This window comes from Aurantivibrio infirmus (assembly GCF_054767315.1).
On the sequence record NZ_BAAFSK010000004.1, the window covers coordinates 430211 to 448970 of the forward strand.

The following is an 18760-nucleotide window of genomic DNA, read 5'->3' on the forward strand; positions in this document are numbered from 1 at the left end:
ATTACTGGCCATCCATTTTTTTACGGCGTATTTCTTCAGCTTCTTTTAATTGAGCTTCTACGGATTTTGAATCGTCGAGTAATTTTTTTTGGGACTCCACTAAACTCTTGGGTTTGCTCTTTGAGTCAGCGCTACAGTTTGCCAAACAAAACACCCCCAAAGCCAAACTTATAAGTACTGCACTTTTTGTCGGTACTGCCACTTTATTTTCCTCCAGATTACTGATAGAAAAAACAATACTTAGAATGATTGCTTTGCTGTTATCACAACTTCGTAACTATCAACATCATCAAGATCTTCAAGCGGAAAGGCTACATCAACATGTAAAGTTCGCTTAGTCTGCGCACGGGATGAAGCGATCCTAAGCCCGAAACCTACGTCCGCTAACACGCCGCTCGCATCATCATTAATGTCGTCTGGCTCCCACGCACGGCCCACATCAAAAAATACCGCACCACCAACACGTAGCAATCTAAATAAATGCCAATCCGTGTAGTAGCGTCGCTCCACACTTAATACAAAACTTCGATCACCGTTCTGATACCGTGCCGGATATCCTCGTAAATTTTCTTCTGCACCTAACAGTAATTGTTCATGCACCGGTAAGTTACGAGCATACTTCATATCAAGCGCAATATAAGTCCCCTGATTTTTATTCAAACCGTCATAATAACGAAGGTAGCTTTCGAGGACGACACTTTCACCTTTGTCATTATCATTTTGCCAAAAACCACTGGCATTTAATTTTAATTGCATAATAGTACTGTCGCTTAACTGCCAAGCATCCCGCCAATTTGCAGAAAAGACTGTGCGATCCTGATCGGAACCAAATTCTTCTTCAGCAAAACCTAAACGTAGCCCCCATGATTTTCCAAGGTTGAAATCCTCGATACGGTGCATCTGATTTAGATTGGAGGTTTTAATAAAATTTTCTTCAATATAGTTATAACCTACAAAAGGATAATTAATCTCTCTGTCTTGCGGAAATACGGCTGGCAGCACTTCATCTTCAGCAGCAAGAAAACTTTCCTTTTGCCAACGAAAACCTAAAAACCAACGTTTCGTGACGCCGTCGTCCCAGCCGTTAGATTCTCCGTAATAAATTTCACGCTGCCTCGATTGGGTTTCGAAACCGGCGACATCTTCACCTCGCTCAAAAAGATTGTCGACTCTATCGTGGTCGTCGTAACGTACACCCCAAGCAGCGTGTGTATCCAGAGAATAAAAAGGCCGCTGTAGATCTAGGATCTTTTGTGAACCATCATCGCTGTCGGCATAAAACAGATTCAGCTCATGGCGCGAGCCAACAACATTAGGATCAAAATAAAGCACTTCGAAACTATCTCGGTCAGTTGACGAGGTACTTTCAAGCGACAAGGTCTCACCACGACCAAAAATATTGCTATCGCGAATCGATACACTTTGCTCATCCGCCCCACCCGATCGGCTAAAAGAAGCACCTCCGCTCAAGGTCCAAACTTCACGAGTAAGCACTTCGATATCAACACGAGTGCCACACATGCGATAGGGCCAAATTCTGGCGTCATAAAAATATTCACTCTCACGTAAGGCACGAGCGGCTTCCTCGAGTTCACGCATATTTAGACGCTCGCCGCTTTGAAAAAGTAATTGCGCACGAATAACTCTCGGCTGCGTATCAATATGTAAAAAATCAACGAGGCCAAAAAGCGCGTTATTTTCGTTTGGATCATTGGCATTGAATATTGGATAACGAGTAAAAACGATATTGCCGACAACGGCATCTTCGGGGAATTGGATATTGGCAACCGGATTGGGTGCCGTGGATATATCAAACTTACTGCTACCAGGCTCAATGAACTGAACACAACCTTCATCATCTAAGGTAGGTTCATTTGGGGTCAACTCCTCCGGCGCAGGTTGCGCTGCCACAGGATGAATAAAGCTTGCAACTAAAACAACTAAACAAAAACATCGCAATACTTGGTGAGGAATATCAAAATACCTAGGCTTATCGTTTTTGTTGTACAAGCCAACACAGATAAAACGTTTACTTAATGTCATTGAGAAGTCTCTAAATTTAAAACTCAAAGGACCGCGATCAAAACGTCGACAACGAATATTCGCGGGAGCCTGAAAGCGCAGACTAGGTTTCTGCCTAGTCATTCGCTTACATACGATCGATTTGGCCAGCGTTATTTCCTTGAGTATAGTATTCTCTCAGTTTTCTGCTCATCGCTATGATCAAGGTCCGCTTCTCGGCTAAGGTATCAAAAACGTATGGTATCTTATTTTCTTGAATTAAAAGATGTACAGCGTACACATACTGGCAAGCATTTACTAACGGACTTTAATTATGACTCCATTAACCGAACTCAAATGCGTACATTGTAATGCAAGCACGCCAAAACTCAGCGTTGAGGAAATTGCGACAAAACTATTCGAGATCGATGATTGGCTGCATTCTAAAGAAGAGGATAAAGATACACTTGCCAGGGTTTTTACATTTGAAAATTTTGACCAAGCCCTTTCTTTTACGATACAACTTGGCAAGCTCGCCGAAAGTGAAAATCATCATCCGGCGATATTAACAGAATGGGGGAAAGTGAAAGTATGGTGGTGGACACATTCAATCAACGGCTTGCACAATAACGATTTTATTATGGCCGCCAAAACCGATCAGTTATTCAAAACGATCCATCACATTGAACACCCTACGAATAAACCTTTGAAGAGATAGCAAGGCATAATGCGAGCGGCCTAAAATACAGGGCATTGTTCAGCACTCATCTAATAAGGACGCCAACGTATACCCACATAAGCCTGACCACGATCATAAGTGTAAACTGGGTCTTCATTCTCAAAGGAGTCCGCCGAAATTCCAATAATCAAATCCATCCGATCCCAACCGCGTCCAATGATATTGCGGACTAACTCGGCACGTAAACCATAACCCTCGCGCTCTTTCTGCTCATCTTCAAAAACAAAAAAGTCATTGTAATCCGTATTGTCGTATTCGCGTTTGAAGTAACTAACATCGAAATAAAAATCCACGTATTCGTTATTGAGATAACGTATGCGGGTAAAAAACTCGCCCTCGGTTACATCATAGTAACCGCCCTCACTATCTTTACGCTGATCGATATCGAAGCCCGTAATCCAGTGCCAACGATTGGTAATCGCGAAGTCAATTGAATTTTCAACTTCTAAATACGAAAACTCTAATTCCGAATCGGCGATGATTGTTCCATCATCAGCACGCCCACGACGATCAACATAAATTCTTTTGCCCGCACCTATCATCGTCCTGACTAAGGTGCGCGGCCAAATAAGCTTTTCAAAACCAAGGTCTATCTCTACTTCTTGAAAATCAAGATTGGCCAAACCCGGCAAGTTATAGTCCTCATAACTTCGGTCATTGCCATCAATCTCGAGAATAAAATCTGCTTCTTCAGATAGCGGTATAACAGTTGATATTAAAAACCCTGGTGCACTATAGTCAAAACGATCACTCACTTCGACGCCATTAAAACGCGCTAAGCGGCCTGTAGTACGATCAACAAATACATTATCGAAATGGTCATAGTTTAATTCGATCTTAATTTGACCTTCACCGTAATCAAATTCCGGTCGCCAATCCCAACCCAACGCGGCTTTGGCCAAAATCTTATCACCGTTTAAAGAATTGGCGAGGGGCTCATCATTATCTGCGAACTGGCTACCATCTCCCTTTAAGGTGTAATAAATACCACCGTCTTTAGCGTCGTGACTAAATTCAAAACGAGATTGATTGTAGGCTTCGACACTTGTTTCAAAACTATCATCCAAAAAAATAGGATTGGTATCACCGCCAAAAATAATATCCCAAGTGAATTGATGAGCGTTTGAGTTGCTCGCCAAACCACTAGCGAAAGAAATCAATAAAAAGATCTGTACAAACTTTTTTAAACTTTTCTTTCGCGACTGAATTATAGCCGACGACCATATTGTCTTGCGAAGTCCCACCATTCCGCTCGCTGAACTAGTAAACATAAACCATTGAACCCTACAGTTATAAACTGATTTCTATTGTAATTAATGGATGGTATTTATCTGCGACAGGGATACCGATTCCCCTAGATTGTGACAGACGGTAAAGATTCGAGACTATTTGCACTCCGCGGCCCTCACAATCCTTACAGACCATAAACGTGTTCAGCGGTCTTAAAAAAAAGTGCGTCCTTTTCCGAATCAGAAAAACCATCGCTCATTTTCTTAAATGCATTCCACACCACATGATATGAAAGCGAATATTTATCGACAGGAAAATTACTTTCAAACATACATCTGTCTGGGCCAAAACAATCCAACGTATGTAGGTAGTAATCTTTTTGCGCCGCAACAAATTCATCAGAGCTAGGCGGTACATCTCGTAAGTTCCAACCGAAACCATTATCTGGCATCGCTAAGCCGCCGAGTTTCGCATACACATTTGGGCATTGAGCGATGTCCGCGATATCTTTTTTCCACTGCTGAAATATTTCAGCGCGCTTTCCCGCATAGGGTCCCACACCCAAAGGTGTACCAAAATGATCTAGCACGATGGTGGTGTCGGGTACCGCTTTGACAAAATCGAGAAAGCTTTGGTTTTGATGATGATAGTGCCAAGTATCGTAAGTAAAACCTTTTGCCCCTAACAAACGAACACTTTTGCGAAAGTTTTTATTTGCATACAAGCCCTTCGGCCCGCGACCACGAATTAACAAAAAATCGCCGTCATCTTCCCAAGCCCCGGCGTGACGAACTCCTCTAAACAGCCCCTTACCTTCGTGCTGATGAACGGCAAGCAATTCCTCTACGAGCGCGGCCTCCAAACATAAATCACCGCCCGCGACGATGGCGGCAACGCGACATTGATTGGTATCGCCCAAACGGCTCTGAGCCGCGATGTCCGCAACAAATTGCGTTTCACCGACAGGTCTTAAGTGTTCTGGGCCATCTTCTAAATAGTTGGTATGGCACTCGATAAAAACACTGGAAACAATATTGTGCCCAGAATCGGTGTCTGCCCAAAAGTCGCTAAGAACGTAATCCGAGCCACGGCGCCGCTGCCATAGGTGATGATGAGGATCGATAATAGGCCGACCAGGATCAATGATCTCCTCTTGGACTGCCTCTAGCCACTGATGATCTTCGTGGATCACGGGTCTCTCTTTGGTTTCTGTCATTGCCCTTCGCTTATTGTTTGAATTGCGCGGAAATTTTTGTGCGGTGAGAATTTTCGAATTGGCGGATGATACCGCTTATTTAGCCCTTCCTCACCCCTATAACAGCTTTATAAGAGACCACAAATAGGACTTCAATCACTAAAATGCAGTCTATTTTTGTTTTTACTGTCTTAGGCCACCAACACGCCCATAAAATAAGCGTGGCTATGGGCAGCTTCACTAGGTAAAATTTGCGCCCCGTACACACCCGTACCCTCACCAAACAACGCGTAATAATGTGTAGAAATCGTGGCTAAAACTCAAAAAACTGATGAAAGCATCACTGATCAAGCGATCATGTTTGCAGACGTATCCGGGAGCTCAACACTGTACAAGCGCCAGGGAAATGTCAGCGCCAAGCAAATGGTCGATCAGGCGATCCAGTTAATGCGTGACATCACCATCGCCAACAAGGGTATCGTCGTCAAAACCATTGGTGACGAGGTAATGGCCCGATTTGATGCCCCCGATGACGCCTGCCGCGCCGCCATTGCGATTCAGCGCCAATGCCACGCAGCCACCAAAGACAGTCAAGGCCAAGGTCTAACCATTCGTATCGGCATGGATTTCGGTAATATCCTGTTGGATGAAGATGATGTATTTGGCGATACGGTTAATGATGCGGCCTATGTAGCGCAAATCGCCAGGCCGAATCAGATCGTGATTACCCAAGCAGTGGTCGATGCTCTGCCGGAAACTCTGCGCAGCTATTGCGAAGAGTTTGATCGAGTGAATATCAAAGGCGAGCAGTGTAAAAGCCTCATTTTTAGAATGGTTTGGGAGCCACCCGCTCAAGAAAGCCACCCAACTACAGTGATGGAAATCAATCACATCACGCAAAAAGTCAGTACTCGTCGATTAACGCTTAGCTTTAACAATCAGGATTTTATTGTCACCGAAGACAATGTCCCATTCATTGTCGGCCGCGACCATCGAACCGCACACCTGCACGTGGACTCTAGTTTGGCTTCCAGAGATCACTGCCACATTCTCTTGCGGCGCGGTAAATTCGTATTGGCAGACCACAGTACCAACGGCACCTATATCAAAACGCCAGAACAGCCAGAGTTTTATCTGCGCAGAGAGGAGCTACCGCTCATGGGTGAAGGGACCATTTCCATAGGCCGTCGTGCCTTTCAAGCGCCAGAGCTCACGATCATTTATAACGCGTCCCAATAGTCAGTAGAAAAACGCCGATCATTAGTAATTAGCCCGCCGCCTAGAATGTGATCTGGGCCTCAAAACTCCGAATTTTTCATATTGTTTTGCTTCAAAAGCTCAAAAAACAAGCTCGCTGGGTTATCAAAACCCCTCTTCTACCACCCTCACACCCACAGGTGATTTAGTACACACTTACGCCCTACGACCTGTATTTGTTGGCTCGTGGCAAAACTCTCTACAAATCGTAACTGACTTGGTGTATCTCCTTAAAATAACTCGCTTTTTTGATCTAATCAGGTACTAGCTTGTAGCCATTTCTTTTCGGAAACTAGGCAATACTTAACGTAAGAAGGAGGTGTGTTATGAAACCAACAAACGCATCACGATTGTTACCCGGAAAACGCTCTTACTTGGTACAAGCCAAGAAGCTAGAGATAAGCGCGCAACGTCGCCAGCTCACAGGATGGTGCTGGGGCTTAAGTCTTGTGCTTATTGCCAGTCTAGGCATCATTCGCTCAGCTCACGCTGATACAGAAAAATACCAAGCTGATATTTTTCTACCAAACAGCTTATTTTTTACCGGACAGCAATCAAAGACACTCAATCAAAATGCTTGGCTTGCCAATTTAGGCCGAGGTTTAGATAACGAAGCCTTGCTACAAATCGCCAATAATTTGCGAGCGAATAATATGAGCTCAGCGCAGCGTGAACTCAATTATCAATGGCTCGGGCAACAATACAATAAAGACTTGGAGTTTGACGGAGATGCAGTATCAGCCTTGCTCAAACTCGGCTTGCAAACGCTATGGGATCAAATCAAGTTAAGCAATATTGAATCTTTACCCGACACCAGCGGTCGCGGAACGCTTAACTTCAAAGAGCATAGTTTCGACTACAAACTCAAGATTTCTAAAGGGGATCTCGGCGTCACCTTTAACTACAATTTTTAATTCGCCGCTCAGATATAAGATACTCAGCTTTTCCTTTTCAACTAGCCTCTTCGCTTTCCAGTCTCTGGAAAGCGTTTTTTTAGCATTCAATACATCAGCCCTGAGTTAAACACGCAAACAAAACGATTGATTGTTTGGTTTGAAAGGTAAACCCGGGCAAAAATTTGGTACAATGCGCGCGTTTTTACTATCGCAAAACAACAACGCAATATAAGCAAACGCAAATGACGGACAATTCTCAATTACCTAATGCCGGATTATGGCGGCGACTGGCCGCAATGGTCTACGACATTTTTTTGCTCGTCGGATTGAGTTTTTGCTACGGTATTTGCGCATTACTACTACGCTCCGTAGTTTTTCCATCGCCAAACAGCGAACTTGAACAACCTGGAATTCTTTTTCAGCTTGGCTGGATAATCGTTCTTGTTAGTTTTTACGTTTATTTTTGGTCTAAGGGCGGACAAACCTTGGGCATGCGCGCGTGGCGGCTCAAGTTGGTGCCGGAGCAAGATAAAGAATTCAATATTTATCGGGGAATTTTACGCTGTGCACTAGCAAGTATTTCTTTCGCTGCACTAGGATTGGGTTATTTGTGGTGTCTCATCGACAAAAAATCACTAACACTGCATGATCGATTAAGCCATACCCGCGTTATTGTATTACCCAAAGAAAAATAATTGTGAATGATAGAATCAAAGACATTCACAACATGTAGATGAAAAACTCGTCACGCTCGTCTGAGCAGCACAACGCCAACAGAAAAACAAATTAGCGCTGGAATTAACACCGCTAACAAAGGGTGAAAACCAAAAACCGCACTTGAACTACCAAGAAAATCTTGAATTACTTTAAAGACAAAGCCAACCATAACCGCAAGTGTCAAACGAAAGCCCATTGTCGACTCACGCAACGATCCAAAAATAAAAGACATTCCGACTAAAGCCAAACCTATAACAATGAATGGCTGCAATACTTTCTTCCAAAACGACAACCAATACCGGCGACTATCTAAACCTTGCTGGTCCCTATACCGTGCATTGTAATAAAGACTTCTAATCGATAAATTTTCCGCAGAAGCAACCAAAACGTCAAGTTGCTCTGGCGTTAACTGGGTATCCCAAGGCAGCGACGCAAAGTAATAGGTTTCAATTTTTTCTTCATGAAAAACACTTTGATCAACCTGCTCCAACTGCCAAGTATTTTTGCCCGTTTGAAAAATTGCTTGCTCGGCAAAAAACGAAGATACAAGCTTGCCATTATCATCATGATTAAACTGAGTAACACCGATTATTTTGCCGCTCTGAACCGAGTTGAATCGCATATACGCATTTTTTTCTCGATGCCAATTACGATTTTCAAGTCGCGGCTTACCGCCTCCTTCTAATTGCGCCAACTCCTTACTCGCCTCGGCATACTGAGTTAGCTGCGGGGTAATATATTCTCCCCACAACATACCCAGACCGATAACAAAAATAACGGGGCGCAACACCGCCCAGGTTAATCGCAACATACTTACGCCTGCCGCACGAACGACAACAATTTCATTGGCGTTCGCATGAATACCCAAGCCAATAACACAACCGACAAAAGTACCGTAAGATAAAATATCGTTAATTGTTTTGGGAATATTTAAGCCAACATAGAGTAATGCTTTTGAAAAAGTGTAATTCCCTTCTAACTCACCAACTTCGGCAATAAGACTGGAAATAACACTCAAAGAAACCAAAATCATTATGGTGGCACAAATAGAAAAGAAAACAGTCTTCCCGATATAACGATTGAGTCGACGCATCATCATGATCGTGCACCGATTTCAGTTTGGTTCGATGTCGAAAAAAAACGACCGAGTGGCTGACCGTTATTCCAAATGAGCAATGCGGTAGCAATTAACAAATAAATGCCATGCACCCACCACAAGCCGATGCGCGTGGGTATTTTTCCTTCTTCAATCAAACCGCGTGCAGTGACTAGCAGGCCGTAATAAAAAACGACCAACACGAAGGCAGGAAATAGTTTAAAGTAGCGACCTTGGCGGGGATTCGTGTGACTCATCGGCACTGCAATCATGGTCACAATAAAAACTAACAAAGGTAAAGCGAGTCGCCACTGAATCTCTGCAGCTGCGGCCGCATGGTCAATCGCAAATAGCTCTGAGAAATTTACGGATTCAATTCTAAAACGGTCCGCCAGCTCTTTGTCTCTTGGGATTAAACGCGCTGAAGTTTTAAATTCCGTCGCGCGATAATTGCCTTGTCCGGGGACGCCCGTGTATTGAAAGCCTTCAGTAAATAATAAAAATCGACGACCTGTCACTGGTTCGACAACTTCCTCCCCAGTTTTGGCGGTTAATATTGTCATCTCATGACTATTTTCTTCCGAACTGGTTTCTGCGATAAACACATCATTTATTTTTTTTCTATCATTTGAAAAATTTTGAAAATAAGCCGTTAGACCTTGATCCGTTAAGGACTGAAAGCGAGCTGCCGTCAACACTTCCAATTCACTGCGAGTACTTTGCTGGAGCTTAATTCGATCTTCTTGTTTCAAGCCATAGGGCGCCAAATAAACTGACAACACCAGCACCACAATCGAGACGATACAAGCAGGCACCATAGTATATAAAAGTAAGCGGGTTTTACTAAAACCACAGCTAGAAAGGACCACCATTTCACTATCGGTGTAGAGACGGCCATAAGTAACCAAAATGGCAAGGAAAAACCCGATGGGTAATATTTGCGACAAATAATCTGGAATCCGCCAGGCAATGAGAATAAAGAGTACGTCAGGTGATAGATCCCCTCGTTCAGCATCTTCCAAATAGACACCAAAGCCGTTACCAACAATCAATATCAACCAACCCGCACTTATCACTAGCGTGGTGATCAAAAGTTCTCGACTGAAATAACGAAGGATTTTCACTCAATTCCTAATTATTTTTTATGATTTTGCATGTTGCTCAGGCCGCGCATAACGTAAACTACATCGCCAATTATCAGTGCTTTAAGCAACGCCAAGCATTATACGCTTCTATGCCATAATCGCTAACAACACTTCTTATAGCATGTAAAAAAGCGGCCGATGAAAAAGTTATTTGCCGTAAATTATTTTAATCCCAGCACAAAAGGATCCATCATGGAATTTAAAGCTGCCGTCTCTGACATCTGCAAACAGAAATCAGATTGCCTTGTCATCGCTATTTTTGAAAATAAAAAGCTGTCTCTAGACGCCACGCGCTTAGATAAGCACTGCAATGGAGCGATTCAGGCGGTACTTAAATCCGGTGACCTAAAGGGGAAGGTTGGTGAGTCACTACTCATCCACAACCTCCCTAACTGTAGCGCGAGCCGAGTATTACTCCTGGGATTTGGGCATCGAAAAGGCTGTAGCCCCAAAGATTTCACCAAGGCAGCCGCCAGCGCCGCTGCCGCTTTAAATAAGACGAAAGCCAAATCCTGCCATATATACTGCAACGATGTCGTGGTCACGGATCGGGATCAAAGCTGGCAGCTACAGCAGCTTGTACAACAATTTTCAAATGCCGCTTACCTTTTTCAGCAGCTTAAAAGCGTTAAAAAACCGGCATTTACTTTATCTTCTACGACCCTCTGTATCGGCAAACAAACAGAGTTATCTAACATCAAGAAAGCTCTTACAAAAGCGGTTGGCATTGCCGAAGGCTGCGCCCTGGCAAAAGACCTTGGCAACTTGCCGGGAAACATCTGCACACCACCTTATCTTTCTGAACAGGCCAAGAAACTGGCTAAAAACAATACCAACTTCAGCACCAAGATTCTCGGCGAGAAACAAATGGAACAGCTGGGCATGGGCTCCCTACTCTCGGTGGCCGCAGGCAGTAGAGAACCAGCGCAACTCATTATCATGGAGTACAACGGCGCAGGAAAAAAAGGTACGACCAAGCCAATCGTTCTCGTTGGTAAAGGCATTACTTTTGATACCGGTGGCATTAGCTTAAAAGGCGGCGCTGGCATGGATGAAATGAAATTTGATATGTGTGGTGCGGCCAGCGTATTTGGTGCGATGAAAGCCTTACAAATTATCAAGCCGAAAATAAACGTCATCGGCATCATTGCAGCGGCGGAAAACATGCCTAGCGGTGAAGCGACCAAGCCCGGAGACATTGTTACCTCAATGGCCGGGAAGACGATTGAGGTGCTCAATACCGATGCCGAAGGTCGTCTGGTGTTATGCGATGCACTAACTTATGCAGAGCGATTCAAACCCAAAGCTGTGGTCGATATCGCCACACTAACCGGAGCTTGTGTAGTCGCACTTGGCCGTCACGCCAGTGGCCTCTACAGCAATCGCGACGAACTCGCTGCGGAGTTACTAGCTGCGGGCGAATACAGCGGAGATCGCGCCTGGCAAATGCCCCTCTGGGACGATTACAAATCACAGCTAGATAGCAATTTTGCTGATCTCGCCAATATTGGTGGGCCACAAGCCGGCAGCGTGACAGCGGCCTGCTTCTTATCACACTTCACCGAGTCTTACCCCTGGGCCCACTTGGATATCGCAGGTACCGCCTGGAATTCAAATGCGGAGAAGGGCGCAACTGGAAGACCGGTCCCTCTCTTAGTGAACTATATTCTCGGCAAGCTTTGAGATGATTAAATTGATTACATTTGGCAATGCTTCTCTCGGGACGACAAACTAGAAAATGACAAACACCATAGCGCCCAAGGTGGACTTTTACGTACTGGACAAGGATTCTGTTAACGAGCGACTTAAATTCGTCGCTCGCCTGCTCGAAAAACTGCAAAAACTAGGGAAATCAGCGCGCATTTTGGTCGAAAATGACGAATCTGCTCAAACTCTCGATGACTTCCTATGGCAATTTCCAGCAGAATCTTTCCTTCCCCATCGTCGTTTTGAACCCAGCCAAACATCATCCAGTGAGGAGGAGCAAAGCAGCAACAATTCTCCCGTGCTGATTCAAGTAGCGAATCAAGCTGTCGGCAAGTCTGAAACATATGATGTGCTCATTGATTTGAGTACAGAAGCCGCCTCCACACAATTCCAGCATCCGCGTATTGTTGAAGTGGTTATCCAAGAACCTGGAATCCTCGCCAGTACCCGCGCACGCTATAAATTTTACCGAGAGCAAGGCTATCCGCTACAATCCCACCCTATTCAAATACGCTAGACTGACGAAACACGCTACTCGTGATTCAATTCCACGATCAGCCGGTTTCGAGCTTAAGCAAAGCCAGAAGTGACCAGATATAAGTAGGCATGGCAGAAAATGACCGACGACAAAATCAAAACAAAGAAAGACATATTAGGCGAACTGGAATCTATCAGCTCTTTACTGAGCGACAATGAGAGAACAAACAATAAGCAAAGCGACGGCATTGAAGAGGAGCCACCCTTACTCACGGCAATGGCAGATGATGCTATCGACTTCGACGATGATGACTTTGCTGATTCCCCTTTACTAACCGATGCTTTAAACAGCGTGATTGATGCCATCGAGGGACGCGTTGATGAAGATGACATTCCAACACTTGCCGATTCAGTTTCGTCACCAGACGAAGACGATCTTTTGTTTGATGATGACAGCGGCCTGAATCACGACAGTGAGGCATTCCCTGACGAAGAACCCGCAGAAGACGATATCGTTTCCCGCGCATTAAAAAGTAATTTACGAGCAGTCAGCCCCCCCATTGATAAACAAACGCTAGCAAACGCCGCCGATGAATCCGCCGCATCCTCTGCTAGTGAAGATGAGTCGCTTCCCGAAGTAATCATCGACAGCGGTGAATTATTTGGCGAAGAAGAACGCTCGGAAGAATGGGACTCAATAACAGAAGCCAGCGATGGCTCAGAAACCGCTGAACCAGACGAAAACGATATGAGTTTTAGCGCGGAAAAAGATGATGCGAATACGGCATTGATTGAAGGTATCCCCGCTTTTGGCAAGATCAAAGGTCTGGCGTCAAAGGCCGAATCCAAAGCAACAAAAGCAAAACCAGCTGCTGCGAATACCAATCAAGAAAAATCTTCACAAGCGAAAGCTCTGCAAGAAAAAACGTCCAGTAATGTAAAACCACAAAAACCTTTACAAACGCTAGATCCCAAACAAATTGAAGCCGTTCGTGCAAAAGCCCTGGACCTAGATCTCCCGAAAGCTGAGCATCAGCCAAGTTTATTTGATAAGCAATCAGCGCCGCAAACATCACCACCCACGAGCGCTGCAAACACAAAGCTCGCAGGTCAGAAAAGCAGTGCTGGAGCGCGCAGTAACTCGATCAACGCTAACAATCCGTTTTTGCCCAAACACATCCGCGATCGCTTGCACACCAATCGCACGCTGCAGCAGGAGATCGATGACTCACCCTATTCCTACACCGCAACCACGCCATCAAACAAGCAGCAACAAGCAGCGAGTCATACCGCGTCTGCATCGGCGATAAAATCCCCAGATGAAAAACTAGTGGATGAACTCGTCAGTTCCTATATCGCCAAAATTGAGCCTGAGTTGCGCGACAAGATCCGCAACCTCATCAAACAAGAAAAACAATCGAGCGATAAATAGCGAACTCTTGCTCTCCGAAATTCGGCAGTAATTGCTTGGCTGATTCTGTCAGTGCGGTTCTGCCTGCTGAGTTCCTAAGCTTTTACTCACGCACTTTCGACATCAAAACAGGTATAATCTCACCCCTTTTTTGGCAGGCCAATGAGCCTATGCTCAAGTAGCCATAAACACCTAACCATAAACAAGTAACCATAACCAAATAACCATAAAGTAGCTCTCAATCATGGAAAAAACATACGACCCACAATCCATTGAATCCAAATGGTACTCAGAGTGGGAGAAGAATGGCGATTTTGCACCAAGCGGCTCCGGTGATCCCTATTGCATCATGATTCCACCACCCAATGTGACCGGCAGTTTGCATATGGGCCATGGTTTTCAAAATGCAATCATGGACGCACTGATTCGCTATCAACGTATGAAGGGCTCCAACACTTTGTGGCAAGTCGGTACCGATCACGCAGGTATCGCCACACAAATGGTTGTCGAGAGACAGCTCGATGCAAAAGGCATCACTCGACACGACTTAGGCCGAGAAAAATTCACCGAAAAAGTCTGGGAATGGAAACAAGAATCTGGCGGGCAAATTATTCAACAGCTTCGTCGTCTTGGCGCCTCGGCCGATTGGACCCGCGAACGTTTCACTATGGATGATGGTTTTTATCATGCTGTCCAAGAAGTCTTTATTCGACTTTACGATGAAGGCTTGATTTATCGCGGCAAACGTTTAGTCAATTGGGATCCCAAATTTCATACCGCAATTTCTGACTTAGAAGTTATTTCCGAAGAGGAAGAAGGTCACCTTTGGCATTTGCGTTACCCCATTAAAGATTCCAAAGATTATTTAGTTGTTGCCACCACTCGGCCGGAAACCGTGCTCGGTGATTCCGCCGTCGCGGTACACCCTGAAGACGAGCGTTATAAACATCTTATTGGTAAATCCATCGTGTTACCTTTGACTGATCGTGAAGTGCCAATTATTGCCGATGATTATGTCGACAAAGATTTCGGCAGCGGTTGCGTAAAAATTACACCTGCCCACGACTTTAACGATTATGAAATGGGTTTACGCCACGACTTGCCAATGCATAATATTTTTACCATCGATGCAAAGTTAAATGATGATGTGCCCACAGCATATCGTGGTATGGATCGCTTTGATGCACGCAAGAAAATTATTGAAGATTTAGACGCGCTTAATTTACTCGAAAAAATTGAACCCCACACCTTAAAAATCCCCCGCGGTGATCGCAGTGGCGTTGTCATCGAACCCTATCTAACGTTTCAATGGTATGTAAAAACCAAACCTCTCGCGGAAGAAGCGATCAAGGTTGTCGAAGATGGTGACATACAATTTGTGCCTAAAAATTATGAAAATATGTATTTCTCTTGGATGCGAGACATTCAAGACTGGTGCATTTCTCGGCAGTTGTGGTGGGGACATCGAATTCCGGCATGGTACGACAACGACGGTAATATTTATGTCGGTAAAAATGAAGCAGAGGTTCGTGAAAAACATTCACTCCCCGAAGAAACCGTTTTAAAGCAAGACGAAGACGTTCTCGATACGTGGTTTTCTTCTGGACTCTGGACTTTCGGCACCTTGGGATGGCCCGAACAAACTAAAGAATTAGAAACCTTTCACCCAACCAACGTACTTGTCACCGGCTACGACATTATTTTCTTTTGGGTAGCGCGCATGATTATGATGACGCTGCATTTTCGCAAAGAAATTCCTTTCAAAACCGTTTACTGCACTGGCATGGTAAGAGATAGCCACGGCAAAAAAATGTCGAAAGCACAAGGCAACGTACTTGACCCGATCGACATGATTGATGGTATTGATTTGGAAGCACTGGTCGCGAAAAGAAGTTCCGGCATGATGGTGCCGCGCTTACGCGAAAAAATTGAAAAACAAACGCGCAAGGAATTTCCAAATGGCATAGAAGCTTACGGAACCGATGCCTTACGCTACACTTTTTATTCATTAGCCTCCCGTAGCCGCGACATTAATTTTGATGTGGGTCGAATCGAAGGGTTTCGAAACTTCTGCAATAAAATTTGGAATGCCGCGCGCTATGTCTTAATGAATTGCGAAAACTACAACTACGATAAATCAGAAAAAGTTGAACTATCACTGGTTGATCGCTGGATAATTTCCCGCTTTCAACAAGCAGCGAAAGATGTCAACGACGCCATTGACAACTACCGCTTCGATATTGCGAGCCAATCTCTCTATGAATTCGTTTGGAACGAATATTGTGACTGGTACTTAGAATTATCTAAGCCTGTTCTATGGGACGAAAATGCTGACGAGGCATTAAAACAAGGAACGCGCCAAACTTTATTATTAATCCTCGAAAACATTCTTCGGCTTGCTCATCCACTGATGCCCTATATCACCGAAGAAATTTGGCAGCTTATTAAAGATAAAGCGGGCGCCCAGGGTTCAACGATCATGCATGCGCCCTACCCGTCATTTGAAGAAGCGAAAGTCGATCAGCAAGCAAATAGCGATATTGAATGGGTGAAAAAATTTGTTGTCGGCATTCGAAATATTCGCGGTGAAATGCAACTGGCGGAGAAAAAACAACTGCCGATTATTTGCAAACTCGGAGACGCGGAAGATAAACGTCGAGTTGACGAAAATTCGCAGTACTTATCTAAGCTAGCGAATCTTGAATCCATCACCTGGCTGAGTGCCGGCGACGACGAGCCCTTGTCCGCAACCACCCTAGTAGGTGAATTAGAAATTTTAGTGCCCATGGCTGGATTGATCGATACCAAGGCCGAAGCAAAACGCTTACAGAAAGATATCGACAAACAAAAGCAAGATTTATCGCGAGTCGAAGGCAAGCTCAGCAATGGGAAGTTTGTCGACAATGCACCAGCAGCAGTAGTGGCGAAAGAAAAAGCTAAAATGGCCGATCTCAGCTCGGCTATTTCTCGCTTAGAAGCGCAACTAGAAAAAATTAAAAATTTAGAAGACTAAAGTAGCTTTATTCATCAGCGACCTCTTTTGCAAGCGCCAGGGCATTGCGTACTGGCGCAAACGATCGTCGATGAATATCCGACACACCCAACTGAGCTAAAGCCTCAAGATGAAACTTGGTGGGATAACCTTTGTGTTGCGACAAGCCATAGCCAGGGTATTGTTGTTCAAACGCTACCATCTCACGATCGCGAACGACTTTTGCTAAAATCGACGCCGCCGCAATCGCAGCTACGCGACTATCCCCTTTTATTACCGCTTCCGCTGAATAGTTCCAGCGAGGAATTTTATTGCCGTCAACCAGTACATGTTCAGGCTGTATAGCCAAACCCTCCACTGCTCTTTTCATCGCCAGTAAACTCGCCTGCAAAATATTCAGCTCATCGATTTCTGCAACACTGGCTCTCGCAACACACCAACTCAGGGCTCGCTCTTGAATAAGTGGAAATAATGTTTCGCGTTTTCTTTCAGAAAGCGCTTTGGAATCCGCCAAACCATCGATCGAATTATTCGGATCAAGAATGACTGCAGCGGCAACAACATCACCAGCCAAAGGTCCTCGTCCGACCTCGTCGACACCAGCGAATAATTCACCTTGGTACTGACTTAAGAAAGGTTTACCTTGCAATGATCTCGCGGGCTGTTTTTCCATCTTATTTTTCATTTTTCGGTTAAATCGAGCAATTTGCCATTGAATACCTGAAGCCAACTAGACGCTAAGACGCTATCAAATCGAGTATCGCTTCAGCCGCACGCTCACTGGCATTGCGCTTTAATTGTTGGTGGATGTTTAAATACTCCTGCCGCAAATGATTTGTCAGCTCCGGATCTTCAAAATATTTCAATAAAGCACGACCTAAGGATTCAGCAGAAACCTTGTCTTGGATTAATTCCGGTACCAATTCGCGCCCAGCGAGAATATTCGGTAACGCGATATGAGGAATTTTCAACAGCCTCGAATAAATGGCATAACTCAAGGCAGGAAACTTATACGCAACCACCATCGGCTTTTTCAGCAGCAACGCTTCTAGTGTCGTCGTTCCGGAAGCCATCAACACAACATCAGCTGCTGACATCGCTTGATGTGATTGAGCCAAAATTAATTTAACCGGAAGATCAGAATGTTTTTGAAGTTGTTTTTCGATTTGACTATAGCGCTGTTGATTGGCGGCGGGAATTATAAAACTCAGCTCAGGGATTTTTGACAAGCAGAATTGTGCAGCGGCGAGAAACTCGCCACCAAGTAATTCAACTTCACTTTTTCGACTACCCGGCAAGAGAGCAATTAATTTTTTATCGGGGTCAAGATTTAACAGTCGACGCGCCTCCACTTTATCTGACTCCAAAGGAATCGTGTCTGCCAAGGTATGACCGACAAAAGTCACCGGCACATCGTGCTCTTGATAAAACTTCGCTTCGAATGGAAATAGCGTCAGCATCAAATTGACAGACTTCGCTATTTTATGGACTCGCCCTTGCCGCCATGCCCAAATTTGCGGGCTGACATAGTGAACCGATTTAATCCCTGCTTGCTTAAACTTTCTTTCAATCGGAATATTAAATCCTGTGGAGTCAATACCAATAAAGACGTCTGGAGGATCGGAGAGAAAATGATTCACGATACGTTTGCGAATCTTTAATAATTCCGGCAAACGTTTTAGAGGTGCGACAAAGCCCATTACCGCTAAACGTTCTTGATCTGCGAGAGAGTTAAATCCTTCTGCAATCATTTTCTCGCCGCCGATGCCTTCGAAAATGGCACCGGGGTGAATTTTTTTAATTGCCTTAATTAAACCGGCCCCCAACAAATCGCCAGACATTTCTCCGGCCACCATTCCTATCCGTAGATTACGTTCGGATAAAAGTGCCGACATTG

At 44.6% G+C, this 18760-nt stretch carries 16 protein-coding genes; 8 read left to right on the top strand and 8 right to left on the bottom strand.

Going from position 1 to position 18760, the window contains the following annotated elements:
- Position 1 precedes the first annotated feature (1 nt).
- Both ACYUCY_RS11395 and ACYUCY_RS11400 read right to left on the bottom strand, forming a co-directional pair.
- Positions 2 to 202, bottom strand: coding sequence for a hypothetical protein (locus ACYUCY_RS11395; RefSeq protein ID WP_460226611.1), 201 nt, complete (start codon positions 200 to 202; stop codon positions 2 to 4).
- Positions 203 to 240: 38 nt separating this feature from the next.
- Entirely contained in the window at positions 241 to 2145 is a 1905-nt protein-coding gene (locus ACYUCY_RS11400) for a BamA/TamA family outer membrane protein (RefSeq protein WP_460226612.1), read from the bottom strand.
- Between the two features lie 190 nt (positions 2146 to 2335).
- Between ACYUCY_RS11400 and ACYUCY_RS11405 the strand changes: the two genes are divergently transcribed.
- Positions 2336 to 2719, top strand: a complete 384-nt coding sequence (locus ACYUCY_RS11405) for a 4a-hydroxytetrahydrobiopterin dehydratase (RefSeq protein WP_460226613.1) — start codon at positions 2336 to 2338, stop codon at positions 2717 to 2719.
- Positions 2720 to 2769: 50 nt separating this feature from the next.
- Here ACYUCY_RS11405 and ACYUCY_RS11410 read toward each other — a convergent pair whose 3' ends face one another.
- On the bottom strand, positions 2770 to 4011 hold the full coding sequence (locus ACYUCY_RS11410) for a hypothetical protein (RefSeq protein ID WP_460226614.1): 1242 nt from the start codon (positions 4009 to 4011) through the stop codon (positions 2770 to 2772).
- A 143-nt stretch (positions 4012 to 4154) separates the two neighbouring features.
- Positions 4155 to 5186: an amidohydrolase family protein gene (locus ACYUCY_RS11415; RefSeq protein ID WP_460226615.1), complete on the bottom strand. Its 1032-nt coding sequence runs from the start codon at positions 5184 to 5186 to the stop codon at positions 4155 to 4157.
- Positions 5187 to 5474: 288 nt separating this feature from the next.
- On the opposite strand from ACYUCY_RS11415, the gene ACYUCY_RS11420 reads away from it, so the two are divergent.
- The 3 genes from ACYUCY_RS11420 (at position 5475) to ACYUCY_RS11430 (ending at position 8013) form a co-directional block, all read left to right on the top strand.
- Positions 5475 to 6404, top strand: coding sequence for an adenylate/guanylate cyclase domain-containing protein (locus ACYUCY_RS11420; protein ID WP_460226616.1), 930 nt, complete (start codon positions 5475 to 5477; stop codon positions 6402 to 6404).
- Positions 6405 to 6748: 344 nt separating this feature from the next.
- Complete coding sequence (locus ACYUCY_RS11425; protein ID WP_460226617.1) at positions 6749 to 7336, top strand: hypothetical protein; 588 nt, start codon at positions 6749 to 6751, stop codon at positions 7334 to 7336.
- A 224-nt stretch (positions 7337 to 7560) separates the two neighbouring features.
- Positions 7561 to 8013, top strand: coding sequence for an RDD family protein (locus tag ACYUCY_RS11430; RefSeq protein WP_460226618.1), 453 nt, complete (start codon positions 7561 to 7563; stop codon positions 8011 to 8013).
- Between the two features lie 50 nt (positions 8014 to 8063).
- Here ACYUCY_RS11430 and lptG read toward each other — a convergent pair whose 3' ends face one another.
- Together lptG and lptF are read right to left on the bottom strand one after the other, a co-directional pair.
- Positions 8064 to 9134 (bottom strand): LPS export ABC transporter permease LptG, encoded by a 1071-nt coding sequence (gene lptG / locus ACYUCY_RS11435; RefSeq protein WP_460226619.1) that lies wholly within the window; start codon positions 9132 to 9134, stop codon positions 8064 to 8066.
- On the bottom strand, positions 9131 to 10255 hold the full coding sequence (gene lptF / locus ACYUCY_RS11440; protein ID WP_460226620.1) for an LPS export ABC transporter permease LptF: 1125 nt from the start codon (positions 10253 to 10255) through the stop codon (positions 9131 to 9133). Before lptF ends, lptG begins: the two co-directional genes overlap by 4 nt.
- 213 nt (positions 10256 to 10468) lie before the next feature.
- Here lptF and ACYUCY_RS11445 point away from each other — a divergent pair, with 213 nt between their 5' ends.
- The 4 genes from ACYUCY_RS11445 (at position 10469) to ACYUCY_RS11460 (ending at position 16884) form a co-directional block, all read left to right on the top strand.
- Positions 10469 to 11959, top strand: a complete 1491-nt coding sequence (locus tag ACYUCY_RS11445; RefSeq protein WP_460226684.1) for a leucyl aminopeptidase — start codon at positions 10469 to 10471, stop codon at positions 11957 to 11959.
- 55 nt (positions 11960 to 12014) lie between these two features.
- Positions 12015 to 12500 (top strand): DNA polymerase III subunit chi, encoded by a 486-nt coding sequence (locus ACYUCY_RS11450; RefSeq protein ID WP_460226621.1) that lies wholly within the window; start codon positions 12015 to 12017, stop codon positions 12498 to 12500.
- A 99-nt stretch (positions 12501 to 12599) separates the two neighbouring features.
- Positions 12600 to 13892 (top strand): hypothetical protein, encoded by a 1293-nt coding sequence (locus ACYUCY_RS11455; protein ID WP_460226622.1) that lies wholly within the window; start codon positions 12600 to 12602, stop codon positions 13890 to 13892.
- 223 nt (positions 13893 to 14115) lie between these two features.
- Positions 14116 to 16884 carry a valine--tRNA ligase gene (locus ACYUCY_RS11460; RefSeq protein ID WP_460226623.1) on the top strand — a complete coding sequence of 923 codons (2769 nt, stop codon included), beginning with the start codon at positions 14116 to 14118 and terminating at the stop codon, positions 16882 to 16884.
- A 7-nt stretch (positions 16885 to 16891) separates the two neighbouring features.
- Here ACYUCY_RS11460 and rnhB read toward each other — a convergent pair whose 3' ends face one another.
- Entirely contained in the window at positions 16892 to 17569 is a 678-nt protein-coding gene (gene rnhB / locus ACYUCY_RS11465; protein WP_460226685.1) for a ribonuclease HII, read from the bottom strand.
- Positions 17570 to 17600: 31 nt separating this feature from the next.
- Positions 17601 to 18758 (bottom strand): lipid-A-disaccharide synthase, encoded by a 1158-nt coding sequence (gene lpxB / locus ACYUCY_RS11470; RefSeq protein WP_460226624.1) that lies wholly within the window; start codon positions 18756 to 18758, stop codon positions 17601 to 17603.
- Positions 18759 to 18760: the final 2 nt, after the last annotated feature.

What these genes read in the sequence shown, in the direction of transcription:
- ACYUCY_RS11400 (WP_460226612.1), bottom strand. Translation starts at nt 2,145, where the DNA reads ATGACTAGGCAGAAACCTAGTCTGCGCTTTCAGGCTCCCGCGAATATT.
- ACYUCY_RS11405 (WP_460226613.1), top strand. Translation starts at nt 2,336, where the DNA reads ATGACTCCATTAACCGAACTCAAATGCGTACATTGTAATGCAAGCACG.
- ACYUCY_RS11410 (WP_460226614.1), bottom strand. Translation starts at nt 4,011, where the DNA reads ATGTTTACTAGTTCAGCGAGCGGAATGGTGGGACTTCGCAAGACAATA.
- ACYUCY_RS11415 (WP_460226615.1), bottom strand. Translation starts at nt 5,186, where the DNA reads ATGACAGAAACCAAAGAGAGACCCGTGATCCACGAAGATCATCAGTGG.
- ACYUCY_RS11425 (WP_460226617.1), top strand. Translation starts at nt 6,749, where the DNA reads ATGAAACCAACAAACGCATCACGATTGTTACCCGGAAAACGCTCTTAC.
- ACYUCY_RS11430 (WP_460226618.1), top strand. Translation starts at nt 7,561, where the DNA reads ATGACGGACAATTCTCAATTACCTAATGCCGGATTATGGCGGCGACTG.
- lptG (WP_460226619.1), bottom strand. Translation starts at nt 9,134, where the DNA reads ATGATGATGCGTCGACTCAATCGTTATATCGGGAAGACTGTTTTCTTT.
- ACYUCY_RS11445 (WP_460226684.1), top strand. Translation starts at nt 10,469, where the DNA reads ATGGAATTTAAAGCTGCCGTCTCTGACATCTGCAAACAGAAATCAGAT.
- ACYUCY_RS11450 (WP_460226621.1), top strand. Translation starts at nt 12,015, where the DNA reads ATGACAAACACCATAGCGCCCAAGGTGGACTTTTACGTACTGGACAAG.
- ACYUCY_RS11455 (WP_460226622.1), top strand. Translation starts at nt 12,600, where the DNA reads ATGACCGACGACAAAATCAAAACAAAGAAAGACATATTAGGCGAACTG.
- ACYUCY_RS11460 (WP_460226623.1), top strand. Translation starts at nt 14,116, where the DNA reads ATGGAAAAAACATACGACCCACAATCCATTGAATCCAAATGGTACTCA.
- lpxB (WP_460226624.1), bottom strand. Translation starts at nt 18,758, where the DNA reads ATGTCGGCACTTTTATCCGAACGTAATCTACGGATAGGAATGGTGGCC.